This window comes from Pseudomonas syringae CC1557 (assembly GCF_000452705.1).
Lineage (GTDB): Bacteria > Pseudomonadota > Gammaproteobacteria > Pseudomonadales > Pseudomonadaceae > Aquipseudomonas > Aquipseudomonas syringae_F.
Window position 1 is genome coordinate 1,723,717 of sequence record NZ_CP007014.1, and the last position, 25,196, is coordinate 1,748,912.

The 25,196-nt window shown below is 59.1% G+C and carries 26 protein-coding genes; all 26 read left to right on the forward strand.

Going from position 1 to position 25,196, the window contains the following annotated elements; genetic code table 11:
- Positions 1-27: 27 nt before the first annotated feature.
- The 26 genes from N018_RS08085 to N018_RS08210 all read left to right on the forward strand — a co-directional run bounded on the left by N018_RS08085 (position 28) and on the right by N018_RS08210 (position 25,189).
- Entirely contained in the window at positions 28-1,242 is a 1,215-nt protein-coding gene (locus N018_RS08085) for a sensor histidine kinase (protein WP_025389301.1), read from the forward strand.
- Positions 1,242-2,657: a sigma-54-dependent transcriptional regulator gene (locus N018_RS08090; RefSeq protein ID WP_025389302.1), complete on the forward strand. Its 1,416-nt coding sequence runs from the start codon at positions 1,242-1,244 to the stop codon at positions 2,655-2,657. The genes N018_RS08085 and N018_RS08090 overlap by 1 nt, the downstream gene beginning before the upstream one ends.
- A 237-nt stretch (positions 2,658-2,894) precedes the next feature.
- On the forward strand, positions 2,895-3,224 hold the full coding sequence (gene fliE / locus N018_RS08095) for a flagellar hook-basal body complex protein FliE (RefSeq protein WP_007252088.1): 330 nt from the start codon (positions 2,895-2,897) through the stop codon (positions 3,222-3,224).
- A 15-nt stretch (positions 3,225-3,239) separates the two neighbouring features.
- Positions 3,240-5,030, forward strand: coding sequence for a flagellar basal-body MS-ring/collar protein FliF (fliF, locus tag N018_RS08100; RefSeq protein WP_024643887.1), 1,791 nt, complete (start codon positions 3,240-3,242; stop codon positions 5,028-5,030).
- On the forward strand, positions 5,023-6,039 hold the full coding sequence (fliG, locus tag N018_RS08105) for a flagellar motor switch protein FliG (RefSeq protein ID WP_025389303.1): 1,017 nt from the start codon (positions 5,023-5,025) through the stop codon (positions 6,037-6,039). The genes fliF and fliG overlap by 8 nt, the downstream gene beginning before the upstream one ends.
- A 15-nt stretch (positions 6,040-6,054) precedes the next feature.
- The gene (gene fliH, locus N018_RS08110) at positions 6,055-6,873 is read left to right on the forward strand and encodes a flagellar assembly protein FliH (protein ID WP_024643888.1); all 819 of its coding nucleotides are present in this window, start codon (positions 6,055-6,057) and stop codon (positions 6,871-6,873) included.
- Positions 6,863-8,221 carry a flagellar protein export ATPase FliI gene (gene fliI / locus N018_RS08115; protein WP_024643889.1) on the forward strand — a complete coding sequence of 453 codons (1,359 nt, stop codon included), beginning with the start codon at positions 6,863-6,865 and terminating at the stop codon, positions 8,219-8,221. The genes fliH and fliI overlap by 11 nt, the downstream gene beginning before the upstream one ends.
- A 6-nt stretch (positions 8,222-8,227) precedes the next feature.
- Positions 8,228-8,677, forward strand: a complete 450-nt coding sequence (gene fliJ / locus N018_RS08120) for a flagellar export protein FliJ (RefSeq protein WP_024643890.1) — start codon at positions 8,228-8,230, stop codon at positions 8,675-8,677.
- 83 nt (positions 8,678-8,760) lie between these two features.
- Positions 8,761-9,063, forward strand: coding sequence for an STAS domain-containing protein (locus N018_RS08125; protein WP_024643891.1), 303 nt, complete (start codon positions 8,761-8,763; stop codon positions 9,061-9,063).
- A gap of 4 nt (positions 9,064-9,067) precedes the next feature.
- Complete coding sequence (locus N018_RS08130; RefSeq protein WP_025389304.1) at positions 9,068-10,774, forward strand: fused response regulator/phosphatase; 1,707 nt, start codon at positions 9,068-9,070, stop codon at positions 10,772-10,774.
- Between the two features lie 97 nt (positions 10,775-10,871).
- Positions 10,872-11,228: an Hpt domain-containing protein gene (locus N018_RS08135; protein ID WP_024643893.1), complete on the forward strand. Its 357-nt coding sequence runs from the start codon at positions 10,872-10,874 to the stop codon at positions 11,226-11,228.
- 90 nt (positions 11,229-11,318) lie between these two features.
- Positions 11,319-12,749 (forward strand): flagellar hook-length control protein FliK, encoded by a 1,431-nt coding sequence (locus N018_RS08140; protein ID WP_025389305.1) that lies wholly within the window; start codon positions 11,319-11,321, stop codon positions 12,747-12,749.
- 184 nt (positions 12,750-12,933) lie between these two features.
- Complete coding sequence (gene fliL, locus N018_RS08145; RefSeq protein ID WP_025389306.1) at positions 12,934-13,440, forward strand: flagellar basal body-associated protein FliL; 507 nt, start codon at positions 12,934-12,936, stop codon at positions 13,438-13,440.
- 9 nt (positions 13,441-13,449) lie between these two features.
- Positions 13,450-14,418, forward strand: a complete 969-nt coding sequence (gene fliM, locus N018_RS08150; RefSeq protein WP_024643896.1) for a flagellar motor switch protein FliM — start codon at positions 13,450-13,452, stop codon at positions 14,416-14,418.
- 60 nt (positions 14,419-14,478) lie between these two features.
- A complete protein-coding gene (gene fliN, locus N018_RS08155) occupies positions 14,479-14,940 on the forward strand; it encodes a flagellar motor switch protein FliN (RefSeq protein WP_024643897.1) in 462 nt (153 codons plus the stop codon).
- Positions 14,941-15,381 carry a flagellar biosynthetic protein FliO gene (fliO, locus tag N018_RS08160; RefSeq protein ID WP_024643898.1) on the forward strand — a complete coding sequence of 147 codons (441 nt, stop codon included), beginning with the start codon at positions 14,941-14,943 and terminating at the stop codon, positions 15,379-15,381. It abuts the gene before it with no gap.
- On the forward strand, positions 15,381-16,133 hold the full coding sequence (gene fliP, locus N018_RS08165; RefSeq protein ID WP_024643899.1) for a flagellar type III secretion system pore protein FliP: 753 nt from the start codon (positions 15,381-15,383) through the stop codon (positions 16,131-16,133). The genes fliO and fliP overlap by 1 nt, the downstream gene beginning before the upstream one ends.
- Before the next feature lie 25 nt (positions 16,134-16,158).
- Complete coding sequence (locus tag N018_RS08170; protein ID WP_024643900.1) at positions 16,159-16,428, forward strand: flagellar biosynthetic protein FliQ; 270 nt, start codon at positions 16,159-16,161, stop codon at positions 16,426-16,428.
- A gap of 4 nt (positions 16,429-16,432) precedes the next feature.
- Positions 16,433-17,218, forward strand: coding sequence for a flagellar biosynthetic protein FliR (gene fliR / locus N018_RS08175; RefSeq protein ID WP_038401128.1), 786 nt, complete (start codon positions 16,433-16,435; stop codon positions 17,216-17,218).
- A 1-nt stretch (position 17,219) separates the two neighbouring features.
- Positions 17,220-18,356: a flagellar biosynthesis protein FlhB gene (gene flhB / locus N018_RS08180; RefSeq protein ID WP_024643902.1), complete on the forward strand. Its 1,137-nt coding sequence runs from the start codon at positions 17,220-17,222 to the stop codon at positions 18,354-18,356.
- A gap of 245 nt (positions 18,357-18,601) precedes the next feature.
- Entirely contained in the window at positions 18,602-20,731 is a 2,130-nt protein-coding gene (gene flhA, locus N018_RS08185) for a flagellar biosynthesis protein FlhA (protein ID WP_024643903.1), read from the forward strand.
- Positions 20,732-20,742: 11 nt separating this feature from the next.
- Positions 20,743-22,071: a flagellar biosynthesis protein FlhF gene (gene flhF, locus N018_RS08190; protein WP_024643904.1), complete on the forward strand. Its 1,329-nt coding sequence runs from the start codon at positions 20,743-20,745 to the stop codon at positions 22,069-22,071.
- A 115-nt stretch (positions 22,072-22,186) separates the two neighbouring features.
- On the forward strand, positions 22,187-23,020 hold the full coding sequence (gene fleN, locus N018_RS08195; RefSeq protein ID WP_003412391.1) for a flagellar synthesis regulator FleN: 834 nt from the start codon (positions 22,187-22,189) through the stop codon (positions 23,018-23,020).
- A complete protein-coding gene (gene fliA / locus N018_RS08200) occupies positions 23,017-23,757 on the forward strand; it encodes an RNA polymerase sigma factor FliA (RefSeq protein WP_003378731.1) in 741 nt (246 codons plus the stop codon). The genes fleN and fliA overlap by 4 nt, the downstream gene beginning before the upstream one ends.
- Positions 23,758-24,009: 252 nt before the next feature.
- Positions 24,010-24,384 carry a chemotaxis response regulator CheY gene (locus N018_RS08205; RefSeq protein WP_172678989.1) on the forward strand — a complete coding sequence of 125 codons (375 nt, stop codon included), beginning with the start codon at positions 24,010-24,012 and terminating at the stop codon, positions 24,382-24,384.
- A 19-nt stretch (positions 24,385-24,403) separates the two neighbouring features.
- Positions 24,404-25,189, forward strand: coding sequence for a protein phosphatase CheZ (locus N018_RS08210; protein ID WP_024643905.1), 786 nt, complete (start codon positions 24,404-24,406; stop codon positions 25,187-25,189).
- The last annotated feature ends 7 nt before the right edge of the window (positions 25,190-25,196 follow it).

Below are 25,196 nucleotides of genomic sequence, written 5' to 3' on the forward strand. Positions count from 1 at the left end.
GACGGTCCGCCACAAGAGAGCAGAACTATGTCCCAGGCCGCCCAACTGACTTCCGCCCCCTTTATTCAAGCTCCTTATTCCCCGGAGCTGGAAAGTCGTCAGGGGCTTGAGCAAGCGTTCTCGCTATTCAACCAGATGTCGGCGCAACTCACTGACTCCTACGGAGTGCTGGAGGCGCGTGTCACCGAACTGAAGGGCGAGTTGGCCCATGCCGGCGCCCAGCGCCTGCAAGAGTTGGCGGAAAAAGAGCGTCTGGCCAATCGCTTGCAGAATCTGCTCGACCTGCTGCCGGGTGGCGTGATTGTCATCGACGGCATGGGCGTGGTCCGTGAGGCCAACCCGGCGGCCATCGACCTGCTCGGGCAGCCGCTGCTGGGCATGCTCTGGCGCCACGTGATCAGCCGTTGTTTCGCACCCCGTGAAGACGACGGTCACGAAGTGTCCCTGAAGGACGGCCGCAGGCTTTCCATTGCCACACGTTCGCTGGATGCCGAGCCGGGGCAACTGGTCCTGCTCAATGACCTGACTGAAACCCGTCGTTTGCAAGAGCAACTGGCGCGTCACGAGCGCTTGTCGTCGCTGGGCCGAATGGTCGCTTCTCTGGCGCATCAGATTCGCACGCCGCTGTCAGCGGCAATGATCTATGCCAGCCATCTGGCCGAGCAGGAGCTGCCGGTGGAAACCCAGCAGCGCTTTGCCGGGCGGCTCAAAGACCGTTTGCACGAGCTTGAGCATCAGGTACGCGACATGCTGGTGTTTGCCCGCGGCGAACTGCCATTGACCGACCGCCTGACACCTGGCGCGGTGTTCCAGGCCTTGCAAAACGCAGCCGCCACTCATTTACAAGGCGTTGCCGTGCGTTGGCAGTGCGACAGCATCGACGGCGAGTTGCTGTGCAATCGCGACACGCTGGTCGGCGCGCTGCTTAACCTGATTGAAAATGCGGTCCAGGCCAGTGCTGGCCGGACCCTGTTGAAAGTGCATGCCTACAGCCGTGGCAACACGCTGCGCATAGCGTTCAGCGATAACGGTAGCGGTATGGACAAGGCTGCACTGGCGCGTATCGGTGAGCCGTTCTTCACCACCAAGACTACCGGCACCGGGCTGGGCCTGGCGGTGGTCACTGCGGTGTCGCGAGCGCATCAGGGCGGCGTGCATTATCGGTCTCATGTCGGTCGCGGCACGTGCGCGATTGTCAGTCTGCCGTTGATTCCTGCAGCCAGTCCTGCGGGTAACGAATGATGTCGATCAAGGTGCTGCTGGTCGAGGACGACCGTTCACTGCGCGAAGCACTGGGCGAAACGCTTGAGCTGGCAGGGTACGGCTACCAGGCCGTCGGCTCTGCCGAGGAGGCGCTGGTCGCTGCCGACGCGCAGCCGTTCAGCCTGGTGATCAGTGACGTCAACATGCCGGGCATGGATGGTCATCAATTGTTGAGCCTGCTGCGCAGCCGGCACCCGCAACTGCCGGTGTTACTGATGACGGCGCACGGTGCGGTCGAGCGTGCGGTGGATGCGATGCGTCAGGGGGCGGCCGACTATCTGGTCAAACCGTTCGAGCCCAAGGCGCTGATCACGCTGGTTGCACGGCATGCGCTGGGTCGCCTCGGGCCTGCCGACAGTGAAGGGCCGATTGCGGTCGAACCTGCCAGCATCCAGCTGCTCAACCTTGCCAGCCGCGTGGCCAAGAGTGATTCCACGGTGCTGATTTCCGGCGAGTCCGGGACCGGCAAAGAGGTACTGGCGCGATTTATTCACCAGAATTCGCCTCGCGCCGACAAACCGTTCATCGCGATCAATTGCGCGGCGATTCCGGACAACATGCTTGAGGCAACCCTGTTCGGTCATGAGAAGGGCTCCTTCACCGGTGCCATTGCGGCGCAGGCGGGCAAGTTCGAACAGGCTGAAGGCGGCACGATCCTGCTCGATGAAATATCCGAAATGCCCATGGGGCTTCAGGCCAAGCTGCTGCGCGTATTGCAGGAGCGCGAGGTTGAGCGCGTCGGCGCGCGCAAGCCGATCATTCTGGATATACGCGTGGTCGCCACCACCAACCGCGATCTGGCGGGTGAAGTGGCGGCGGGGCGCTTTCGTGAAGATCTGTTTTATCGCCTGTCGGTGTTTCCGCTGGCATGGCAGGCATTGCGTCAAAGGACTGCCGATATTCTGCCGTTGGCCGAGCGGCTGCTGGCCAAGCATGTCAATAAAATGAAGCACGCGCCGGTGCGCTTGTCTGCCGAGGCGCAGGAATGTCTGATCAGCTACGCCTGGCCTGGCAATGTGCGCGAGCTGGACAACGCCGTGCAGCGGGCTTTGATCCTGCAGCAGGGTGGCGTTATTCAGGCGCAGGATTTCTGCCTCGCCGGGGCGGTCGCCAATCTGGCACCGACCGTGACAATAGCGGCTGCACCCGCGCTGTCTGTCATGTCGGCAGTGGACAATCCGGGGGGCAGTGCTGGCGCGGAGTCAGCCGGCGCACTGGGTGATGACCTCAAGCGCAGGGAGTTTCAGATGATCATCGACACCTTGCGTGCCGAGCGCGGGCGTCGCAAGGAGGCCGCCGAACGATTGGGTATCAGCCCGCGTACATTGCGCTACAAGCTGGCCCAGATGCGTGATGCAGGCATGGATGTAGAAGGCTATCTGTTCGCCACCTGACCCGGTCATCAAGCGGGTAATGATCGTCCGGGTACTTAATTTCTGCGTTATCGATACAGCTCCTGCATATACGTGGGCCGGGGCAACAGCTTGTTGCAGAGCGGTTTCATGACGAACAGCATGGCGTTCGCAGGGGTGTGGCAACTGGCCGCCACCTAGCTGGCACCGTTGTTGCTATGTCTTCTGTATCCGCTGAATCAGTGTCAAAAATTTGCGGGCCTTACGAGAGAAACGTCCATGAGCCAAGGTGTTGAATTTAATCGCTTGATGTTGGATATGCGGGCCATGCAGATGGATGCAATGTCTGCCCCCAAGCCCGTGTCCGGCCCGCAGGAAGCCGGAGCCAGCAGCTTTGCCGACATGCTTGGTCAGGCCGTCAACAAGGTCGCGCAGACCCAGCAGGCATCCAGTCAGTTGGCCAGTGCATTCGAAGTTGGCAAGAGTGGTATTGATCTGACTGACGTCATGATTTCGTCGCAGAAAGCCAGTGTGTCTTTTCAGGCGTTGACCCAGGTTCGTAACAAACTGGTTCAAGCGTATCAAGACATCATGCAGATGCCGGTTTAAGGGACGTACTGAGTCATGGCCGAAGCAACAGCCGATCCCGTTCCTGCAAGAGCGGGCGCTTCCGATAAGAAACCGTTATTCGGTTTGTCTTTTCTGGAAAATCTTTCCGAAATGACCATGCTGCGTCAGGTCGGCCTTATGGTCGGTCTGGCCGCGAGCGTGGCCATCGGCTTTGCCGTGGTGCTCTGGTCCCAGCAGCCGGACTATCGTCCGCTCTATGGCAGTCTGGCCGGTATGGACAGCAAGCAGATCATGGACACCCTGACTGCGGCGAACATCAATTACACCGTCGAACCCAACTCCGGTGCCCTGCTGGTCAAGTCTGATGACGTGCAGCGTGCGCGTATTCAGCTGGCTCAGGCGGGCGTGGTACAGAACGACGCCAACATCGGTTTCGAGATCCTCGACAAGGATCAGGGCCTGGGAACCAGCCAGTTCATGGAAGCCACGCGCTATCGTCGCGGGCTGGAAGGCGAACTGGCACGGACCATCTCGGCCCTCAATAACGTCAAGGGTGCTCGTGTACACCTGGCGATTCCGAAGAGCTCGGTGTTTGTCCGTGATGATCGCAAGCCAAGCGCTTCGGTACTGGTCGAGCTGTACGCCGGTCGCTCGCTGGAGCCGAGCCAGGTGCTGGCCATTATCAACCTGGTGGCCACCAGCGTTCCCGAATTGAGCAAGTCGCAGATTACCGTCGTGGACCAGAAGGGCACGCTGCTGTCTGATCAGGCGGAAAACTCCGAGCTGACAATGGCGGGCAAGCAGTTTGATTACAGCCGTCGCATGGAAGGCATGCTGACCCAGCGTGTGCAGAACATTTTGCAACCGATCCTGGGCAATGACCGCTACAAGGCGGAAGTCTCGGCAGTGGTTGATTTCAGTGCCGTCGAGTCGACAGCTGAAAGCTTCAACCCTGATCAACCAGCCTTGCGCAGCGAGCAATCGGTCAATGAACAACGCTCCAGCAGTTCAAGCTCGGGTGGCGTTCCGGGTGCGCTGAGCAATCAGCCACCAGGTCCGGCGACCGCTCCGCAGACTGCTGGTGGTGGCGCTGCCGGTGCTGCCGGACCCATCGCTCCAGGCCAGCCGCTGCTCGATGCCAACGGTCAGCAGATCATGGACCCGGCTACCGGTCAGCCAGCATTGGCGCCATTCCCGGCTGACAAACGTGTGCAGTCGACCAAGAACTTTGAACTGGATCGCTCGATCAGTCACACCAAGCAACAGCAGGGTCGTTTGACGCGTCTGTCGGTTGCCGTGGTAGTCGATGACATGGTCAAGACCAATGCCGCCAACGGCGAAGTCAGCCGTGCGCCGTGGAGTGCTACGGACCTGGCCCGCTTTACCCGCCTGGTGCAGGACGCGGTCGGCTTCGATGCCAGCCGGGGTGACAGTGTCAGTGTGATCAACGTGCCGTTCTCCAGCGAACGTGCCGAAGTGTTGCCTGAAGCGTCCTTTTACTCGCAACCGTGGTTCTGGGACATCGTGAAACAGGCGGTCGGGGTGATCTTCATTCTGATCCTGGTGTTTGGTGTGCTGCGTCCGGTGCTGAACAACATCACCAATGGCAAGAGCAAGCAACAACTGGCCGCGTTCGGGGGTGGCGACGCCGAACTCGGTGGCATGGGCGGTCTGGACGGCGAGTTGTCCAACGATCGCGTAAGCCTGGGCGGTCCGCAGAGCATCTTGCTGCCAAGCCCGACCGAAGGTTATGACGCACAGCTGAACGCGATCAAAAGCCTGGTAGCCGAGGACCCTGGCCGTGTGGCTCAGGTTGTGAAAGAGTGGATCAACACTGATGAATGAACGAGCCATGGTAGCCAAACTCTCGAAAGTTGAAAAAGCGGCTGGACTGTTACTTTCGCTGGGCGAAACCGATGCGGCTCAGGTGCTCCGGCACATGGGCCCCAAGGAAGTCCAGAAGGTGGGCGTGGCCATGGCTCAGATGCGCAACGTGCATCGCGAGCAGGTCGAAGAGGTCATGAGCGAGTTTGTCGACATCGTCGGCGATCAGACCAGCCTCGGCGTCGGCTCGGATGGTTATATCCGCAAAATGCTGACTCAGGCACTGGGTGAAGACAAGGCCAACGGCCTGATCGACCGGATTCTGCTGGGCGGCAATACCAGCGGTCTGGACAGCCTCAAATGGATGGAGCCACGTGCGGTTGCCGACGTTATCCGTTTCGAACACCCGCAGATTCAGGCGATTGTGGTGGCGTATCTGGACGCCGACCAAGCCGGTGAAGTGCTCGGGCATTTCGATCACAAGGTGCGCCTGGACATCATCCTGCGTGTCTCGTCGCTCAACACCGTGCAACCGGCGGCACTCAAAGAGCTTAACCAGATTCTCGAGAAGCAGTTCTCTGGCAACGCCAACACGTCGCGTACCACCTTGGGTGGCATCAAGCGTGCGGCCGACATCATGAACTTCCTCGACAGCTCCATCGAAGGCGCGCTCATGGATTCGATCCGCGAGGTCGACGAAGACCTTTCGGTGCAGATCGAAGACCTCATGTTCGTCTTCAACAACCTCTCCGACGTGGACGACCGCGGTATCCAGGCGCTGTTGCGCGAAGTGTCTTCGGACGTGCTGGTGCTGGCGCTCAAAGGCTCGGACGAGGCGATCAAGGAAAAAATCTTCAAGAACATGTCCAAGCGTGCCGCCGAACTGCTGCGCGACGACCTCGAAGCCAAGGGTCCGGTGCGTGTCAGCGATGTGGAAACCGCCCAGAAAGAAATCCTCACCATCGCGCGTCGTATGGCCGAGGCCGGCGAGATCGTACTCGGTGGCAAGGGTGGCGAGGAAATGATCTAAGGATTCAGCTGACTCATGTCCACTTCCAATAAAGAATTGGCCAGCGATCTGATTCGCGCCAAGGACGCCGGGACGCTCGATATCTGGGCGTTGCCCAGCTTTGATCCGCATGTGGAGCCCGAGCCTGAACCCGAGCCGGAACCTGTCGATGAACCGGCCGAGATGGAAGAGGTGCCGCTGGACGAAGTTCAGCCACTGACCCTGGAAGAACTGGAAAGCATTCGTCAGGAGGCCTGGAACGAAGGCTTCGCCACGGGTGAAAAAGAAGGCTTTCACAGCACCCAGCTCAAGGTTCGACAAGAGGCTGAAGTCGCGCTTGCCGCGAAGATCGCCAGCCTTGAGCAACTGATGGGGCACCTGCTGGAGCCCATTGCCGAGCAGGACACTCAGATCGAAAAGGCCGTTATCCATCTGGTCGAGCACATTGCACGCAAGGTGATTCAGCGCGAGCTGGTCACCGATTCCGGGCAGATCGCCAGCGTGCTGCGCGATGCGCTGAAGCTGTTGCCGATGGGCGCGCAGAATCTGCGAATCTTCATCAATCCTCAGGACTTCCTGCTGGTCAAGGCCATGCGTGAACGTCACGAGGAGGCGTGGAAAATCGTCGAAGACGAAGACCTGTTGCCGGGCGGTTGCCGGATTGAAACCGAGCACAGTCGTATCGACGCCAGCGTCGAAACACGCATCGCGCTGGCGATTTCCAAGATGCATGATCAGTTGCACGAGCAGGTCACTCATCCTGCGGCGGCGGACCTGAGTGTCGATCTGGAAACCTCGCCAGCCAGCGCTTCCAGTGCGGCAGAATCCGAAGCGGACACCCTCGATGCGCCTTGATCGCACCAGCTTCGGCAAACGTCTCGGCACCTACGCCGAGTCGATAAGCCTGCCTGCCCAGCCAGTTGTGGAAGGGCGCCTGCTGCGCATGGTCGGCCTGACGCTCGAAGCCGAAGGCATGCGCGCGGCAATGGGCAGTCGCTGCATGGTTATCAACGATGACAGTCATCACCCGGTGGAAGTCGAAGCCGAAGTGATGGGTTTTTCCGGCGGCAAGGTGTTTCTGATGCCGGTTGGCAGCGTTGCCGGTATTGCGCCTGGCGCGCGGGTCGTGCCGCTGGCCGATACCGGCCGCCTGCCGATGGGCATGAGCATGCTGGGGCGCGTTCTGGACGGTGCCGGTCGGCCGCTGGACGGTCGTTCACCGATAAAGGCCGAAGACTGGGTGCCTATGGACGGCCCGACCATCAACCCGCTCAAGCGTGACCCGATCAGCCAGCCACTGGATGTCGGCATTCGCTGCATCAACGGTTTATTGACGGTCGGCCGCGGCCAGCGTCTCGGGCTGTTCGCCGGTACGGGCGTGGGCAAGAGTGTGCTGCTCGGCATGATGACGCGCTTTACCGAGGCGGACATCATCGTCGTGGGGCTGATCGGTGAGCGGGGCCGTGAGGTTAAAGAATTCATCGAGCATATTCTCGGTGAAGAGGGCCTCAAACGTTCGGTGGTGGTCGCCTCGCCAGCCGATGACGCGCCGCTGATGCGTTTGCGCGCGGCGATGTATTGCACACGCATCGCCGAGTATTTTCGCGACAAGGGCAAGAATGTCCTGTTACTGATGGATTCGCTGACCCGTTTCGCCCAGGCCCAGCGGGAAATCGCACTGGCCATCGGTGAACCGCCCGCCACCAAGGGCTATCCGCCGTCAGTGTTCGCACGCCTGCCAAAGCTGGTCGAGCGCGCTGGTAATGCGGAAAAGGGCGGTGGTTCGATCACCGCGTTTTACACGGTGCTCTCGGAAGGCGATGACCAGCAGGATCCGATTGCCGACTCCGCACGGGGCGTGCTTGACGGCCATATCGTGCTGTCCCGGCGTCTGGCCGAAGAGGGGCATTACCCGGCCATCGATATCGAAGCGTCCATCAGTCGGGTCATGCCCGCCGTGGTCAGCCCCGAGCACATGGCCCGGGCGCAACATTTCAAGCAGTTGTGGTCGCGTTATCAGCAGACCCGCGACCTGATCAGCGTTGGTGCCTACGTGGCTGGTGGCGACCGCGAAACCGACATGGCGATCGCGCTGCACCCGGTACTGGTGCGCTACCAGCGTCAGGCCCTGCGCGAGAACGAAAGCATGCAGGGCAGTAGCGAAGCGCTGGCATCGATATTCGCCCCGGCACCTGGCGGCTGATAGGCCATGGCCCAGAGTCGAGCGGCGCGTCTGGCGCCAGTGGTCGAAATGGCTGAAGCGGCCGAGCGAACGGCGGCTCAGCGGCTCGGGCATTTTCAGGGGCAGGTCAACCTGGCCAACAACAAACTTCAGGAACTCGACCAGTTTCGCCAGGATTATCAACAGCAATGGTTGCAGCGCGGCAGCGCCGGGGTGTCCGGGCAATGGCTGCTGGGCTATCAGCGCTTTCTCAGCCAGCTCGACGTCGCGGTTGCCCAGCAATACAAAAGCCTCGAATGGCACACGGCCAATCTTGATAGGGCCCGCATCGCCTGGCAGGACTGCTACGCAAGGGTCGAAGGCCTGCGCAAACTGGTGCAGCGCTACATGGACGAAGCACGCAAGCTTGAGGACAAACGAGAGCAGAAGCTGCTGGATGAGTTATCGCAGCGTCTGCCACGGCATAACCCATTCTGACTTTTGACTGAATGAGATCCCGGCGATCTCTCGGTCTGGTCTACGCTCACACTGTCTCGGTGATGAACCACCTCGGAGCTTCCATGATAATCACTTCCGAACTGTCGGCAGATGGTCGACAACTGACCCTTTTCGTCGAGGGACGCTTTGATTTTGATGCTCACCAGGGCTTTCGCGCGGCCTATGAGGAGTATCCGCAGGATCTGGATTACGTCGTCGACCTGCGCGGTACCCATTATCTGGACAGCTCTGCATTGGGCATGTTGTTGCTGCTGCGCGATCATGCTGGCGGTGATAAATCAAAGGTACGTTTGATCAACTGCACGTCCGATGTTCGTACGATCCTCACGATCTCCAATTTCTCGCAGCTGTTTCAACTGAGCTGACGTTTTGCAGTCGCCTGCGAAGAAGCTGTGCATCCTGATCGCTGATGACAGCGCCAGCGACCGTCTGCTGTTGTCGACCATTGTTGCCCGTCAGGGTCACCGGGTGCTGAGCGCTGGGAATGGCGTCGAAGCCGTGGCGATCTTCACCTCTGAACGACCGCAGTTGATCCTGATGGACGCCATGATGCCGGGCATGGACGGTTTCGAGGCGGCGCGGCGCATCAAGGCAATGACCGGCGAGTCGCTGGTGCCGATCATTTTTCTGACCTCGCTCACCGAAGGCGAAGCGCTGGCGCGTTGCCTGGATGCCGGTGGCGACGACTTCATGTCCAAGCCTTACAACCCGCTGGTGCTGGCTGCCAAGATCAACGCGATGAACCGGCTGCGTGTGCTGCACGAAACCGTCCGCGAGCAGCGCGACCAGATTTCCAGGCACCATGACTATCTGCTCAACGAGCAGCGCGTTGCCAAGGCGGTGTTTGACCAGGTCGCGCATGCCGGCTGCCTCGGGGCGAGCAATATCCGTTACCTGCAATCCCCCTATGCGCTGTTCAACGGTGACCTGATGCTGGCGGCTTATACCCCGGCCGGGCACATGCAGGTGCTGCTCGGGGACTTTACCGGCCATGGTTTGCCGGCCGCCGTGGGGGCAATGCCGCTGGCTGAAGTGTTTTATGGCATGACCGCCAAAGGTTACGGTCTGGTGGAAATCGTTCGGGAAATGAATGCCAAGCTCAAACGCATTCTGCCGATCGACATGTTCTGTTGCGCGACGCTACTGTGCGTCAACCTCCAGCAGCGCCAGGTCGAAGTCTGGAGCGGCGGCCTGCCGGACGGCTATCTGCTGCGTGGCACGGGGGGCGAACATGTGCCGCTGGCCTCGCGCCATCTGCCACTGGGCGTGTTGAGTGTCGATGCCTTCGATACCCGCACCGAGGTGTACCCGCTGGCGCCGGGAGACCGGATTTTTCTGTTGTCCGACGGTGTGCTCGACACCTGCGACAGTAAAGACGAACTGTTCGGCGCACAGCGATTGCGTCATGTCCTGTCAGCCAATCGCGAGCCGCAGTTGCTGATTCAGGAAATCCTCCAGGCGCTCAACGATTTTGGCGGCAAGGCGCGTGACGACGTCAGTCTGCTGGAAATCAGCGCGGTGGAAGAGCCGCCCGGAAGCCCGCAGGTCGTGACCTATTCGGACAGTGGCGCTTCCAGCCCGCTGGACTGGTCGGCCAGTTTCGAATTTCGTGCGTCTACCCTTAAACGCTTCAATCCGCTGCCTTATATTCTGCAACTGTTGCTGGAAGTACACGGTTTGCGCAATCAGGGCGCGGCGTTGCATATAGTGCTGGGCGAGCTGTACAGCAATGCGCTGGAGCATGGTGTGCTAGGGTTGGACTCGACACTCAAGCATGATGCGCCAGGCTTTGCGCGCTATTACCAGCAGCGGGCCGAACGTCTGAGTGCCCTGGAAGCTGGTTTCATCCGCATGAGCCTGCAGATCGAACCGGTAGGGCAGGGCGGGCGTCTGACCTTGAGTGTCGAGGACAGCGGTAATGGATTCAATGCGCAGCAGGCCAAAATGCAAACGCCTGCAGGCGGCGATCTTTACGGTCGCGGGCTACAGTTGGTGTGTGAATTGAGCCATGAGGCTCGATGGTCCACGGATGGCAGGACCGCCTGCGTGGAATTTTTATGGGCGGGAGTGGCATAATCCGCGCTGGTGGCTGCTTGTGTTTCATCGCGGACCGGCAAAACGGTTCGTGCCTGAACCCCTACAGCCCCTCAAATCTTGATCAAGGAGCGAGCAAGTGTCGATTCATCTGGATTACAGCGTGTTGAACGCATTGCAGGAAGTCATGGAGGATGAATATCCGACTTTGCTGGATGTGTTCCTGAAGGATTCCGAGCAGCGGGTTGAGCAATTGCGCTTGGCGGTTGAAACCCGCGACCTGGATTTACAGGAGCTGAGCCTCAACGCGCACAGCTTCAAGGGCAGCAGTAGCAATATGGGCGCCTTGCGCCTTTCGGACCTGTGCCGAGAGCTTGAGGATCTGGCTCGTCAGCAAAAACGCTCCGGTCTGGCAGAGCTGGTTGGCAAGATAGACAGTGAATACCTGACCATCCGCGGGCTGTTCAATGCGGAGCGGCAGTTTTTCGTCAGTTGACGGTCATTTCAAGTATGGATGAGTGCGTTATCGGAGTTGGCCTGCATTTTGCTGGTACTGAGATAACCAGCTGCTCATGCGGAGACCGAAATGCCCCTTGCCCCCAACGCCCTTCTACAGGCCACCACCGCTGCGACCTCCCGGTCCGGTGTGGCGAACAACTCGGTCAAGTCTGCCGACAGCAGCAAGGACGGGGCTTCCAGCTTTTCCAACGTCTATGCAAAGCAGGCCAGGGACACTGTTCCGGCGCGCGATGATGCGCCGGTCAAACCCGGCCGCGAGAAGGCTGCGCCCGACAAGGACAAGGTTGCCGCTGGCAAGGACAAACCGGTAAACGATCAAACGAATGCCGCTGACAAGTCGACTGTTGCCGATAGCAAGTCGACTGTTGCCGATAGCGGCAATGGTTTGCCTGCCAAGTCTGCTGTTGCCGACGATGACGCAGCCAACGCAGATTCCACGCAGGACGACGCGAAGGCAGCTGCCGATGCGGCGCTGGCCGATGCCCCTGCGGTGGTTGATCCCGCACTCGATCCAGCCCTTCAGGCAATGACTGTGCAGGCTCCCGTTGCGCCAACCGTCAAAACGCAGGGTGCGGAAACCAAGGTTTCGCCTGCGGTTGTGGCGCTTGCCACAACGGCTGCCACGCCAGCCGCCCCCGTCGTCGCCGAAGCGGCTTTCAACCCCGACGCTGATCCTCTGGCGGGTCTGGATGCGGTGCAACTGGCGCTGGAAAATGCCACTGCCAAGACTCAGCTGGCTGCGCAGAACGCCCAGGCTGCCAGCAAAGCGACGCCGTCGAACGCAGAGGCTGATCCGACACAGAATTTAGTCAATAACCTGTCGGCCTTGAGCGAGCAGCTTCCCTCGGACGGCAGCAGCACCGAAAGCAGCGACAAGTCCTTCAGCGGGTTGATCGGTGAAGGCCTCAAAGAAGTCAAAAGCGCTACGGGTGATACCCGTGTCGATAACTTCGCCGATCGTCTCGCGGCATTGAGCCAAGCAGCGCAACCGGCCCGTGTGGCAGCAGCACCCGCGGCTGGGCCGCTGATGAATCAGCCCTTGGCAATGCATCAAAGCGGCTGGACCGAAGGCATCGTCGACCGCGTGATGTACCTGTCGAGCCAGAACCTCAAGAGCGCCGACATCAAGCTGGAGCCCGCTGAACTCGGGCGTCTGGACATCCGCATCAACATGGCACCGGATCAGCAGACTCAGGTGACCTTCATGAGCGCCCACCTGGGCGTGCGCGATGCGCTGGAAAACCAGATGTCGAAACTGCGCGAGTCGTTCGTTCAGCAAGGCCTCGGCCAGGTGGACGTCAACGTATCCGATCAATCGCAACAACAGGCCCAGCAGCAGGCCCAGGAACAAGCCAGTCGTGCGCAGCGCAGCGGCCGTGGCAACGGCATGGGTTCCAGTGACACGTCCGATGAGGTCGCAGGCATCGATGCTGCGATTCCCGTCAGCCAGCCGGCCGCACGCGTGATTGGCACCAGCGAGATCGATTATTACGCGTGAGCCTGTTTTTGATGCTGATTCTCGTGCCGACAGGGCGCATTGGCGCGAGAGTCATGACGCCTGCGCGGCCGCGCGCGTCGCCAGTTGTGTCCAATAACATCCCTTCCCGTACAACTCTGGCATAACACTTGCTCAGCCTCTGTCACGTATTGAAGAAACTCTTGAATAGTGACGGATTATTGGCATGGCGCAGAGCGAAGACGTTAAAGAACCCGCACCCAAAGGCAAAGGTAAACTCAAGCTCATCATGATCGCCGTTGTGGCGCTGTTGCTGGCGGTGGGTTTGTCGGTGGGTGCTACCTGGTTCCTCATGCACAAGAGCGAAAGCAAGGTAGATCCGGCCGCAGCCGCAGCGGCGGCCAACGTCAAGCCGGTGGCGGTCTATGAGCCGATGACACCAGCGTTTGTGGTCAACTTCAACGCCAATGGCCGTCAGCGTTACATGCAGGTCAGTATCACCATGCTCGGGCGCAATGCGGCGGACATGGAGGCGCTGAAAGTACATATGCCACTGATTCGCAACAATCTGGTCATGCTTTTCGCGGGGATTCCATTCGAATCGCTGGCTTCGCCGATCGGCCAGGAAATGCTGCGTCAGAAAGCGACCGCAAGCATTCAGGAAGTCGCACAGAAAGAACTCGGCAAGACTGTAATCGAACAGTTGCTCTTCACTAATTTCGTATTGCAGTAGGATTTTCACATGGCCGTGCAAGACCTGCTCTCCCAGGACGAAATCGACGCGCTGTTGCATGGTGTTGACGATGGTATGGTCCAGACCGATGGCCCCGGCGAGCCGGGTAGCGTCAAAAGTTATGACCTGACCAGCCAGGACCGGATTGTCCGGGGGCGCATGCCTACCCTGGAAATGATCAACGAGCGATTCGCCCGTTACACTCGTATCAGCATGTTCAACCTGCTGCGCCGCTCTGCGGATGTGGCAGTGGGCGGCGTTCAGGTCATGAAGTTTGGCGAGTACGTGCATTCGCTGTACGTGCCGACCAGCCTCAACCTGGCCAAGATCAAGCCGTTGCGCGGCACAGCGCTGTTCATTCTCGACGCCAAGCTGGTTTTCAAGCTGGTGGACAACTTTTTCGGCGGCGACGGTCGTCACGCCAAGATCGAAGGTCGTGAGTTCACGCCAACCGAATTGCGCGTCGTGCGCATGGTGCTGGATCAGGCATTCATCGACCTCAAGGAAGCCTGGCAGGCGATCATGGAAGTCAATTTCGAGTACATCAATTCGGAAGTGAACCCGGCCATGGCCAACATCGTAGGGCCAAGCGAGGCAGTGGTGATCTCGACGTTCCACATCGAACTCGATGGCGGTGGCGGTGATCTGCACGTGACCATGCCGTACTCGATGATCGAGCCAATCCGCGAAATGCTCGATGCCGGCTTCCAGTCGGACCTCGACGATCAGGACGAGCGCTGGGTCAATGCGCTCAAGGAAGACGTGCTGGATGTCAGCGTGCCATTGACGACTACCATTGCGCAGCGTCAGTTGCCATTGCGCGACATTCTGCACATGCGTCCCGGCGATGTGATTCCGGTAGAGTTGAGTGAATCGCTGGTCCTGCGTGCCAACGGCGTGCCTTCATTCAAGGTCAAGCTTGGCTCGCACAAGGGCAAGATGGCCCTGCAAGTAATCGAACCCATAGCACGACGTTGACCTGTCAGGTCAACGTCGGAAATTTTGCGTAACTGAAAGACTGTGTGCAGAGGACAACTGATGGCTGATGAAAACGATATGACGTCTGCTGAAGATCAGGCACTGGCCGATGAATGGGCTGCTGCACTGGGCGAGGCCGGCGACGGCGGGCAAGCGGACATTGACGCGTTGCTGGCTGCGGACGCCGGGAATTCGGGTAGCCGTCTGGCCATGGAAGAATTTGGCAGCATGCCGAAGAGCACCGGCCCGGTCACCCTGGATGGTCCGAACCTGGACGTGATTCTGGACATCCCGGTATCGATCTCCATGGAAGTGGGCAGCACCGATATCAACATTCGCAACCTGTTGCAGCTCAACCAGGGCTCGGTGATCGAGCTGGATCGTCTGGCGGGCGAGCCACTGGATGTGCTGGTCAATGGCACGCTCATCGCTCACGGTGAGGTGGTGGTGGTCAACGAGAAGTTCGGCATCCGTCTTACTGACGTGATCAGCCCGAGCGAACGCATCAAGAAGCTGCGCTGAATGAAGCGCTGGCTGAGTGTACTGTCGACCCTGCCATCGCTGGCCTGGGCCGCCGAGCCCGCTGTTCAGGCGGCCCCGGCGCAAGTGGCCAGCACCGTTTCCGGGGGCATGGGCGGGCAGTTGGTGCAATTGCTGTTCGGCCTGATCCTGGTGGTCGGCCTGATTTTCGTGCTGGCCTGGCTGATGCGCCGGGTACAGCGCGTCGGTCCGAACAACAGTCAGGTCATCGAGCTGGTGAGTTCGCGTGCCCTTGGGCCGCGTGATCGTCTAGTGCTGGTGCAAATTGGCACTGAGCAGGTATTGCTGGGTATTACGCCGGGTCGAATCACGCCCCTGCATGTACTCAAGGAGCCGGTACACGTGCCGGTGCGCGAGCAGACGACGCCCGAGTTCGCTCAGCGTCTGATGGAGCTGATGGGCAAGGATAAGGACAAGAAGTAATGGGCGCCTTGCGTTTCCTGATACTGCTGTTGCTGGTCATGGTGGCGCCTTCCGTTCTGGCGGCTGATCCGCTGTCGATACCGGCGATCACGCTGTCCAACAGCACCGATGGTCAGCAGGAATATTCGGTCAGCCTGCAAATCCTGCTGATCATGACCGCGCTGAGCTTTATCCCGGCGTTTGTCATGCTGATGACCAGTTTTACCCGGATCATCATCGTCTTTTCGATTCTGCGTCAGGCCTTGGGCCTGCAGCAGACGCCGTCGAACCAGATCCTGACCGGCATGGCGCTGTTTCTGACCATGTTCATCATGGCGCCGGTATTTGACCGGGTGAATCAGGACGCCTTGCAGCCTTATCTGGCCGAGAAGCTTTCGGCGCAGGATGCGGTCGCCAAGGCGCAGGTGCCGATCAAGGATTTCATGCTGGCGCAGACCCGTACCAGCGACCTTGAGCTGTTCATGCGCCTGTCAAAGCGTACCGACATTCCGACCCCGGATGCCGCGCCGCTGACCATTCTGGTTCCGGCATTCGTGATTTCCGAGCTCAAGACAGCGTTTCAGATCGGCTTCATGATCTTCATTCCGTTCCTGATCATCGATCTGGTGGTCGCCAGTGTGCTGATGGCCATGGGTATGATGATGCTGTCGCCGCTGATCATTTCCCTGCCGTTCAAGATCATGCTGTTTGTGCTGGTGGATGGCTGGGCGTTGATTGTCGGCACCCTGGCTGGCAGTTTTGGTGGCGTATGAGCCGTTTCACTGAGGAGTCTGCCCGATGACGCCGGAAGTAGCTGTTGACCTGTTCCGCGAAGCGCTGTGGCTTACCACGGTACTGGTCGCCATTCTTGTCGTGCCCAGCCTGTTATGCGGTCTGCTGGTGGCCATGTTTCAGGCCGCAACCCAGATCAACGAACAGACCTTGAGCTTTCTGCCTCGCCTGCTGGTGATGCTGGTAACCCTGATCGCCATCGGCCCCTGGCTGCTGAAAATCTTCATGGAATACATGCTGACGCTGTACACCAGTATTCCGACGCTGATCGGCTAGCCGCATGCAGCCGATGCTCGCGCTGACCGATACCCAGATCAGTACCTGGGTTGCGGCTTTCATGCTGCCGATGTTCCGGATCATCGCGTTGCTGATGACCATGCCTATCATCGGTACCACGCTGGTGCCACGCCGAGTGCGTTTGTACCTGGCGGTTGCAATCACTGTAGTGGTCGCGCCAGCGTTGCCCGCCATGCCGCCGGTCGAGGCGCTTGATCTGAGTGCGTTATTGCTGATCGGCGAGCAGATCATCATCGGTGCCGGGATGGGGCTGTCGCTGCAATTGTTCTTCCATATCTTCGTGATTGCGGGGCAGATCATCTCCACGCAGATGGGTATGGGCTTCGCGTCGATGGTCGACCCCACCAACGGCGTGTCCTCGGCCACGATAGGTCAGTTCTTCACCATGCTGGTCACGCTGCTGTTCCTATCGATGAACGGTCATCTGGTGGTGCTGGAAATTCTTGTCGAGAGCTTTACCACGATGCCGGTCGGCAGTGGTCTGCTGGTCAATAATTTCTGGGAGCTGGCGAACGGGCTGGGCTGGGTATTGAGTTCCGGGCTGCGGCTGGTATTGCCTGCGATCACGGCGTTGCTGATCATCAACATCGCCTTTGGCGTCATGACTCGCGCCGCGCCGCAGCTCAACATTTTCTCGATCGGTTTCCCGCTGACCCTAGTAATGGGCATGGTTATTCTGTGGATGACCATAGGCGATATTCTCAATCAGTATCAGCCGATTGCCACCCAGGCATTGCAGGCGTTGCGCGATATGGTGAGGGCTCGTTGAAATGGCAGAAAACGAGAATGGCCAGGACAAGACAGAAGACCCCACGGAAAAGAAGGTCAAGGACGCACGGACCGACGGCCAGATTGCGCGCTCCAAGGAACTGACCACTCTGGTGGTGATGTTGATGGGGGCGGGCGGGTTGCTGATGTTCGGTTCCGACATCGCGCTGATGATGTCCGAGCTGATGCGCGACAATTTCACGATATCGCGTGAAACGTTGATGGATCAGTCTTACATGGGCAAGGCGCTACTCAGTTCGGGGCTGCATGCGCTGCTGGTGATTCTACCGTTTTTGATTGCCATGCTGGTGGCCGCACTGGTAGGGCCGATCATGCTCGGCGGCTGGCTGTTTACAGCCAAGCCGCTGATGCCCAAGTTCAGCCGGATGAACCCGGCGGCCGGGCTCAAGCGCATGTTTTCGCCAAGCGCGCTGGTCGAACTGCTCAAGTCACTCGGTAAATTTCTGATCATCCTGGCGGTTGCGCTGGTGGTACTGAACAAAGAGCGCACGGACCTGGTAGCCATCGCCCACGAGCCGCTTGAGCAGGCGATGATTCATAGCCTGATGGTGGTGGGCTGGAGCAGCTTCTGGATGGCCTGCGGTCTGGCGTTCATTGCTGCCGTGGACGTGCCGTTTATGCTGTATCAGGCGCACAAGAAACTGTTGATGACCAAGCAGGAGGTGCGCGACGAGCACAAGAACAGTGAGGGTAGCCCGGAGATCAAGCAGCGCATTCGCCAGTTGCAGCGTGAAATGTCCCAGCGGCGGATGATGGCCTCGATCCCCGAGGCCGACGTCATTATTACCAACCCGACGCACTTCGCCGTCGCCTTGAAATACGATCCCGAACAGGGCGGGGCGCCGATGTTGCTGGCCAAGGGCACAGACCTTGTGGCCCTGAAGATTCGCGAGATTGGTGCGCACAATCAGATACTGATCCTGGAGTCGGCTGCGCTGGCTCGCTCCATCTACTACAGCACCGAGCTGGACCAGGAAATTCCCGCCGGGCTGTACTTGGCCGTGGCTCAGGTGCTGGCTTATGTTTACCAGATCCGCCAGTTCCACGCTGGCCAGGGCAAACGTCCTGATCCACTGGGCGACATCAAGATCCCGCCGGATCTGCAGCGCGACGCCTAGTTCTTTTGGGGGCGAGCGTCTCGACTATCGTGCGACGCTCTGCCTCGCATGCCATTCCGGACGCGCTGCGTCCTCTGTTCAGCCAGCCGTCCGATACGTCGGTTACTCATGTAAGTCAGCGCTTCAGGCGCACGCAAACCTCTGTCAGTACTGGCTTTGTAAAAGTTGGACAGGTTTTTGCAACAGGGTCGATACAGGGCGCCTTTGGCGTCAATGTTTTGATCTAGTGCGCAGGTAACGAATCAGTGGATCGCTCTCAATTAATCAGTAGCGCACGCAGCAATATCACTGGCCTGGGCCGTGGTCAGTTGGGCGTTCCGTTGTTGTTGCTGGTCATGCTGGCAATGATGATGTTGCCTATTCCACCGTTTCTGCTGGACGTGTTTTTCACGTTCAACATCGCACTCTCAATCGTCGTGCTGCTGGTCTGCGTCTATGCACTGCGGCCGCTGGATTTTTCGGTGTTCCCGACCATTCTGCTGGTCGCCACGTTGTTGCGTCTGGCGCTGAACGTTGCTTCCACCCGGGTGGTGATGCTGCACGGTCAGGACGGTCACGCGGCTGCGGGCAAGGTGATTCAGGCGTTCGGTGAAGTGGTCATCGGCGGCAACTATGTCGTCGGTATTGTGGTCTTCGCGATCCTGATGATCATCAACTTCGTGGTGATCACCAAAGGTGCCGGTCGTATTTCCGAGGTGAGCGCGCGCTTCACCCTCGACGCGATGCCCGGCAAACAGATGGCCATCGACGCCGACCTCAACGCCGGTCTTATCGATCAGCCGGAAGCCAAGCGCCGCCGTGCCGAAGTGGCTCAGGAAGCAGAGTTCTACGGCTCCATGGACGGTGCCAGCAAGTTTGTCCGCGGTGATGCGATTGCCGGCCTGCTGATTCTGTTCATCAACCTGATCGGCGGCACGCTGGTCGGTATCCTGCAGCACAACATGTCGTTCGCCGATGCAGGCCGTGTTTATACCCTGTTGACCATCGGTGACGGTTTGGTGGCGCAATTGCCATCACTGCTGCTGTCCACCGCCGCGGCGATCATGGTGACCCGTGCTTCCGGTTCGGAAGAGATGGGTAAGCTGATCAATCGCCAGATGTTTGCCTCGCCGAAGGCGCTGGGTGTTTCCGCTGCAATCATGATCGTCATGGGCCTTGTGCCAGGCATGCCGCACTTTTCCTTCATCAGTCTCGGGCTGGTTGCCGCTGGCGGCGCCTACCTGTTGTGGAAGAAAGAAAATCAGGTCAAGGTCGAAGCCATCGCCGAAGTGCAGCGCCAGCAAGACCTGCTGCCGTCTCCGACCCGCATTCAGGACTCCAAGGAGCTGGGCTGGGACGACGTGACCCCCGTCGACATCATCGGCCTGGAAGTGGGTTACCGCCTGATTCCGCTGGTGGACCGCAATCAGGGTGGCCAGCTGCTCGCGCGTATCAAGGGCGTGCGCAAGAAGCTGTCTCAGGAGCTTGGCTTTCTGATGCCGACCGTGCATATCCGTGACAACCTCGATCTGGCGCCCAGCGCCTATCGCTTGACGCTGATGGGCGTGATCCTGGCCGAGGCCGAGATCTATCCGGATCGCGAGCTGGCAATCAATCCCGGGCAAGTCTTTGGTACCCTGAACGGCATCACCGCCAGAGACCCGGCGTTCGGCCTCGAGGCGGTCTGGATCGAAATCAGCCAGCGCAGCCAGGCGCAGTCGCTCGGTTACACGGTGGTGGACGCCAGCACCGTGGTAGCGACGCACCTCAACCAGATTCTGTACAAGCACTCTCATGAGCTGATCGGCCATGAAGAAGTCCAGCAACTGATGCAATTGCTGGCCAAAAGCTCGCCCAAGCTCGCTGAAGAGCTGGTTCCGGGCGTGTTGTCGCTGTCGTCGCTGCTTAATGTGCTGCAGGCGCTGCTGGCCGAACATGTGCCTGTGCGTGACATCCGCAGCATTGCAGAGTCCATCGCTAATAACGCCGGAAAGAGTCAAGATACCGCCGCTTTGGTTGCGGCAGTGCGCGTCGGTTTGAGTCGTGCAATCGTCCAAAGCATTGTAGGCGTTGAGCCGGAGCTGCCTGTTATCACTCTGGAGCCAAGGTTGGAACAGATATTGCTCAATAGTCTACAGAAGGCTGGTCAGGGTCAGGAAGAAGGCGTTCTGCTTGAGCCAAGCATGGCTGAAAAGCTCCAGCGTTCGTTGATCGAAGCTGCCCAGCGCCAAGAGATGCAAGGGCTGCCGGTGATTCTTCTGGTAGCAGGTCCTGTCCGGGCGATGCTGTCACGATTTGGACGTTTGGCTGTACCGAACATGCATGTTCTGGCGTATCAGGAAATACCGGACAACAAGCAAGTAACCATCGTAGCGACTGTCGGGCCGAACGGCTGAGGTAGTGAGTCATGCAAGTTAAGCGATTTTTCGCCGCCGATATGCGTCAAGCCATGAAGCTGGTTCGCGATGAGCTGGGCGCGGAAGCTGCCATCATCGGTAACCGGCGCATAGCCGGTGGCGTAGAGCTGACTGCTGCGCTGGATTACAAGCTGTCTGCCCTGGCCCCGCGTGTGCCGAACATGGAGCTTGAAGACGAGCTGCGCAAGACTCAGTCGCGCATCGTCTCCGCTCAGGCTGAACTGAACAATCGCAGTGACAGTGACGCGTCGGTCAACCTTCAGCTGTTTTCCGGTAAAACCGGCAGCGCCGTCGACACCCACATCGAACCGACACTCGAAGAACCGCCACGCCCGTTTGCCTACGCACCTGCGCCTGCCGCAGAGCCTGCTGGCGGCCAGCGTGCTTTTGACTCGATGCGTTCCGAATTGAATGGTCTGCGTGAGCTGCTGGAAGTCCAGCTCGGCTCCCTGGCCTGGAATCAGTTGCAGGGCAGCCGCCCGCAGCAGGCCAACCTGTGGCGCCGTCTGCAACGCGTTGGTCTGTCTGGCCCGCTGTCGCGCGATCTGCTGTCGATGATTCCGGACATCGATGAGCCCCGTCAGGCCTGGCGCATGTTGCTGGCCCACCTGGCGCGCATGATTGCCGTCCCTGAGATTGAGCCGTTGGAAGAGGGTGGCGTGATTGCCATGGTCGGTCCTGCCGGCATGGGCAAGACCACCACACTGGCCAAGCTCGCGGCACGTTATGTATTGAAGTACGGCCCGCAGAACATTGCGCTGGTCAGCATGGACAGTTTCCGTATCGGCGCTCAGGAGCAGCTCAAGACACTGGGCCGCATTCTCAACGTGCCGGTCACTCATGTCGATCCGGGCCAGTCCCTGGTTCAGGCACTGGAGCCACTGCTGCGCAAGCGTGTGGTGCTGATTGACACCGCCGGGCTGCAAGCCAGCGATCCGGCGCTGCGCATGCAGCTGGAAAGTCTGGCAGGCCGTGGCATCAAGTCGCGTAACTATCTGGTGCTGGCAACGACCAGCCAGAAGCAGGTGCTGACGGCGGCTTATCACAGTTACAAACGATGTGGCCTGGCGGGATGCATTCTGACCAAGCTCGATGAAACAGCCAGCCTCGGCGAAGTCCTGAGCCTGGCGATCAGTCACGAATTACCAGTGGCCTACCTCACGGACGGCCCACGTATTCCTGATGATCTGCACATTCCGCGGCGTCACCAGTTGGTCAGTCGTGCCGTGAGTGTGCAGATGCAGGATGAGCCGAGCGAGGAAGCGATGGCTGATATGTTTGCTGACCTCTATCACACCCCTGGCAAGAGAGTGGGTTAAGTGATGGATATTTTTGGAATGTCCCTGCATCAACGGTCTGCCAGGCATTGTTCATTTGTGAATGTGCGGTTCTCGGTGTGGTTTCGGTCTACGCAAGTCAAGGTAAAGAAATAACATGGGCAGCATGCATCCCGTACAGGTGATCGCGGTGACCGGCGGCAAGGGTGGCGTCGGTAAGACTAACGTGTCAGTGAACCTCTCACTGGCCCTCGCCGAGCTTGGCCGGCGCGTCATGCTGCTGGATGCCGATCTTGGCCTGGCCAATGTCGACGTCCTGCTTGGGTTGACTCCCAAACGGACACTCGCCGATGTGATCGAGGGTCGCTGCGAGTTGCGCGACGTTCTGTTGCAGGGCCCGGGTGGCGTTCGCATCGTGCCTGCCGCTTCCGGCACGCAGAGCATGGTGCATCTGTCGCCGGCCCAGCATGCCGGTCTTATCCAGGCGTTCAGCGAGATTGGCGACAATCTCGATGTGCTGGTGATCGACACCGCTGCCGGTATCGGTGAATCAGTCGTGAGTTTCGTGCGCGCTGCTCAGGAAGTGCTTTTGGTGGTGTGCGACGAGCCCACGTCGATCACCGATGCGTACGCCCTGATCAAGCTGCTCAATCGCGACTACGGCATGAACCGCTTCCGGGTACTGGCCAACATGGCCCAGAGCCCGCAGGAAGGTCGCAACCTGTTCGCCAAACTGACCAAAGTAACCGACCGTTTTCTTGATGTTGCCCTGCAGTATGTAGGTGCCGTGCCGTACGACGAATGCGTGCGCAAGGCCGTGCAGAAACAGCGTGCCGTCTACGAAGCATTCCCGCGTTCCAAATGTGCACTGGCGTTCAAGGCCATTGCCCAGAAGGTTGATACCTGGCCGTTGCCAGCCAACCCGCGGGGTCATCTCGAGTTCTTCGTCGAGAGACTCGTCCACCAGACCAGCGCGGGGCCTGTGCAATGACTGCGAGCGGCTATCAGATGTACAGCAAGACTTCTCGTAACTCACAATATGAGCTGATCGAGCGGTATGCACCGCTGGTCAAACGTATTGCCTACCACTTGCTGGCGCGTTTGCCGGCCAGTGTGCAGGTCGAGGATCTGATTCAGGCCGGCATGATCGGTCTGCTTGAAGTCTCTACCAAATATGACTCCACCAAAGGTGCGAGTTTCGAGACCTATGCCGGTATTCGCATCCGTGGAGCCATGCTCGACGAAGTGCGCAAGGGTGACTGGGCGCCTCGCTCGGTGCACCGAAATACCCGCATGGTCAGTGACGCAATTCGCGCAATTGAAGCTAAAACCGGACGTGACGCTAAAGATCACGAGGTTGCGGCCGAACTCCAGTTGAGTCTTGATGATTATTACGGGATTTTGAATGATACCTTGGGCAGCCGCCTCTTCAGTTTCGACGACCTGTTACAGGACGGCGATCATGAAGGGCTGCACGAGGACGGCGCGAGCGGTTCGCTCGAGCCGTCGCGCGACCTGGAAGACGAGCGCTTCCAGGCCGCGTTGGCCGATGCAATTGCCAATTTGCCGGAGCGTGAGCGTCTGGTGTTGGCGCTGTACTATGACGAAGAGCTGAACCTGAAGGAAATCGGAGAGGTTCTAGGGGTCAGCGAATCGCGAGTCAGTCAGTTACACAGCCAGTGCGCAGCTCGTTTGCGAGGGCGTTTGGGGGAGTGGCGAGCGCGTTGACGGCAGGGCGCGACGTTTGTCGTGCGTTGTCTGCATGCCGGCTGTGCAAAGCGTTACGTGGTAACAGGATAGACGAGGCAGGGGCCTGTCGGGCAGCGTCTCGATGGGCTTTAGTCGCAGTCTTGACTGTCGTTGTGCCAAGCCCGTCTGCGTTTCGTATAGCTGGAAGTGTGCTGTGCCAGTATTGATTGAACAGCGTGTTCAGGTGCTGAACGCGTTAAAGACTGCTTGGAGGTCGAATTGGACAAGAACATGAAAATCCTCATCGTTGATGACTTCTCAACGATGCGGCGGATCATCAAGAACCTGTTGCGTGATCTGGGGTTTACCAACACGTCGGAAGCCGATGATGGTCTGACCGCATTGCCGATGCTGCAGAGCGGCGCCTTTGACTTTCTGGTAACGGACTGGAACATGCCTGGCATGTCCGGCATCGACCTGTTGCGTCAGGTGCGTGCGGATGATCGCCTGAAGAATCTTCCGGTGCTGATGGTCACTGCCGAAGCCAAGCGTGAGCAGATCATCGAAGCTGCGCAGGCCGGGGTGAACGGTTATGTAGTCAAGCCATTCACGGCTCAAGCGCTGAAAGAGAAGATCGAAAAGATCTTTGACCGCGTCAATAGCTGATGCATGCCGCGAGGGCGCTATGGATAACAATGATTCGATGGCCGACTTTGAGTCGACCTTAAAAAGACACGCGCAAGAACTCGTCACCAGCCTTGAAAAAGGTCGTTTCGGCGAAGCTGTGCAGCTGATCCATGAGCTCAACCAGACACGTGACCGCGGCCTTTATCAGGAAGTGGGCAAGCTGACGCGTGAGCTGCACAGTGCAATCGTCAATTTCCAGATCGACCCGCACATGCCTCAGGCCGAGGAGGTATCGCAGATCACTGATGCCACCGAGCGTCTGTCGTATGTCGTTCGGCTGACCGAGAATGCGGCCAACCGCACCATGGACCTGGTCGAGGAAAGCACGCCGCTCATGAACGGTCTGAGTTCTGACGCCAAGGCGTTGAGCGAAGATTGGGGGCGTTTCATGCGCCGCGAAATCGGTGCCGAAGAATTTCGCGAACTCGCCAAGCGGGTCGATGGTTTTCTGACGCGTACCGAGAAGGAAACCCACGAGGTCTCCGCACACCTCAATGACATTCTGCTTGCCCAGGATTACCAGGACCTCACCGGTCAGGTCATCAAGCGTGTCACGCAACTGGTCACTGAAGTAGAAGGCAATTTGCTCAAACTGGTGCTCATGGCCAGTCATGTCGATCGCTTCGCAGGCATCGAACATGATGAAGAATCCATCCTTGCGGAAAAAGATCCTAAAAAACATCTCGCCAAGGGTGAAGGTCCGCAGATTCATGCCGATAAACGTGAAGACGTCGTATCCGGACAGGATGATGTAGACGATCTGCTATCGAGCCTCGGCTTCTAAGATCTGT

Coding starts and splice junctions, on each gene's coding strand:
- N018_RS08085 (WP_025389301.1), top strand. CDS start 28: ATGTCCCAGGCCGCCCAACTGACTTCCGCCCCCTTTATTCAAGCTCCT.
- N018_RS08090 (WP_025389302.1), top strand. CDS start 1,242: ATGTCGATCAAGGTGCTGCTGGTCGAGGACGACCGTTCACTGCGCGAA.
- fliE (WP_007252088.1), top strand. CDS start 2,895: ATGAGCCAAGGTGTTGAATTTAATCGCTTGATGTTGGATATGCGGGCC.
- fliF (WP_024643887.1), top strand. CDS start 3,240: ATGGCCGAAGCAACAGCCGATCCCGTTCCTGCAAGAGCGGGCGCTTCC.
- fliG (WP_025389303.1), top strand. CDS start 5,023: ATGAATGAACGAGCCATGGTAGCCAAACTCTCGAAAGTTGAAAAAGCG.
- fliH (WP_024643888.1), top strand. CDS start 6,055: ATGTCCACTTCCAATAAAGAATTGGCCAGCGATCTGATTCGCGCCAAG.
- fliI (WP_024643889.1), top strand. CDS start 6,863: ATGCGCCTTGATCGCACCAGCTTCGGCAAACGTCTCGGCACCTACGCC.
- fliJ (WP_024643890.1), top strand. CDS start 8,228: ATGGCCCAGAGTCGAGCGGCGCGTCTGGCGCCAGTGGTCGAAATGGCT.
- N018_RS08125 (WP_024643891.1), top strand. CDS start 8,761: ATGATAATCACTTCCGAACTGTCGGCAGATGGTCGACAACTGACCCTT.
- N018_RS08140 (WP_025389305.1), top strand. CDS start 11,319: ATGCCCCTTGCCCCCAACGCCCTTCTACAGGCCACCACCGCTGCGACC.
- fliL (WP_025389306.1), top strand. CDS start 12,934: ATGGCGCAGAGCGAAGACGTTAAAGAACCCGCACCCAAAGGCAAAGGT.
- fliM (WP_024643896.1), top strand. CDS start 13,450: ATGGCCGTGCAAGACCTGCTCTCCCAGGACGAAATCGACGCGCTGTTG.
- fliN (WP_024643897.1), top strand. CDS start 14,479: ATGGCTGATGAAAACGATATGACGTCTGCTGAAGATCAGGCACTGGCC.
- fliO (WP_024643898.1), top strand. CDS start 14,941: ATGAAGCGCTGGCTGAGTGTACTGTCGACCCTGCCATCGCTGGCCTGG.
- fliP (WP_024643899.1), top strand. CDS start 15,381: ATGGGCGCCTTGCGTTTCCTGATACTGCTGTTGCTGGTCATGGTGGCG.
- N018_RS08170 (WP_024643900.1), top strand. CDS start 16,159: ATGACGCCGGAAGTAGCTGTTGACCTGTTCCGCGAAGCGCTGTGGCTT.
- fliR (WP_038401128.1), top strand. CDS start 16,433: ATGCAGCCGATGCTCGCGCTGACCGATACCCAGATCAGTACCTGGGTT.
- flhB (WP_024643902.1), top strand. CDS start 17,220: ATGGCAGAAAACGAGAATGGCCAGGACAAGACAGAAGACCCCACGGAA.
- flhF (WP_024643904.1), top strand. CDS start 20,743: ATGCAAGTTAAGCGATTTTTCGCCGCCGATATGCGTCAAGCCATGAAG.
- fleN (WP_003412391.1), top strand. CDS start 22,187: ATGGGCAGCATGCATCCCGTACAGGTGATCGCGGTGACCGGCGGCAAG.
- fliA (WP_003378731.1), top strand. CDS start 23,017: ATGACTGCGAGCGGCTATCAGATGTACAGCAAGACTTCTCGTAACTCA.
- N018_RS08205 (WP_172678989.1), top strand. CDS start 24,010: ATGAAAATCCTCATCGTTGATGACTTCTCAACGATGCGGCGGATCATC.
- N018_RS08210 (WP_024643905.1), top strand. CDS start 24,404: ATGGATAACAATGATTCGATGGCCGACTTTGAGTCGACCTTAAAAAGA.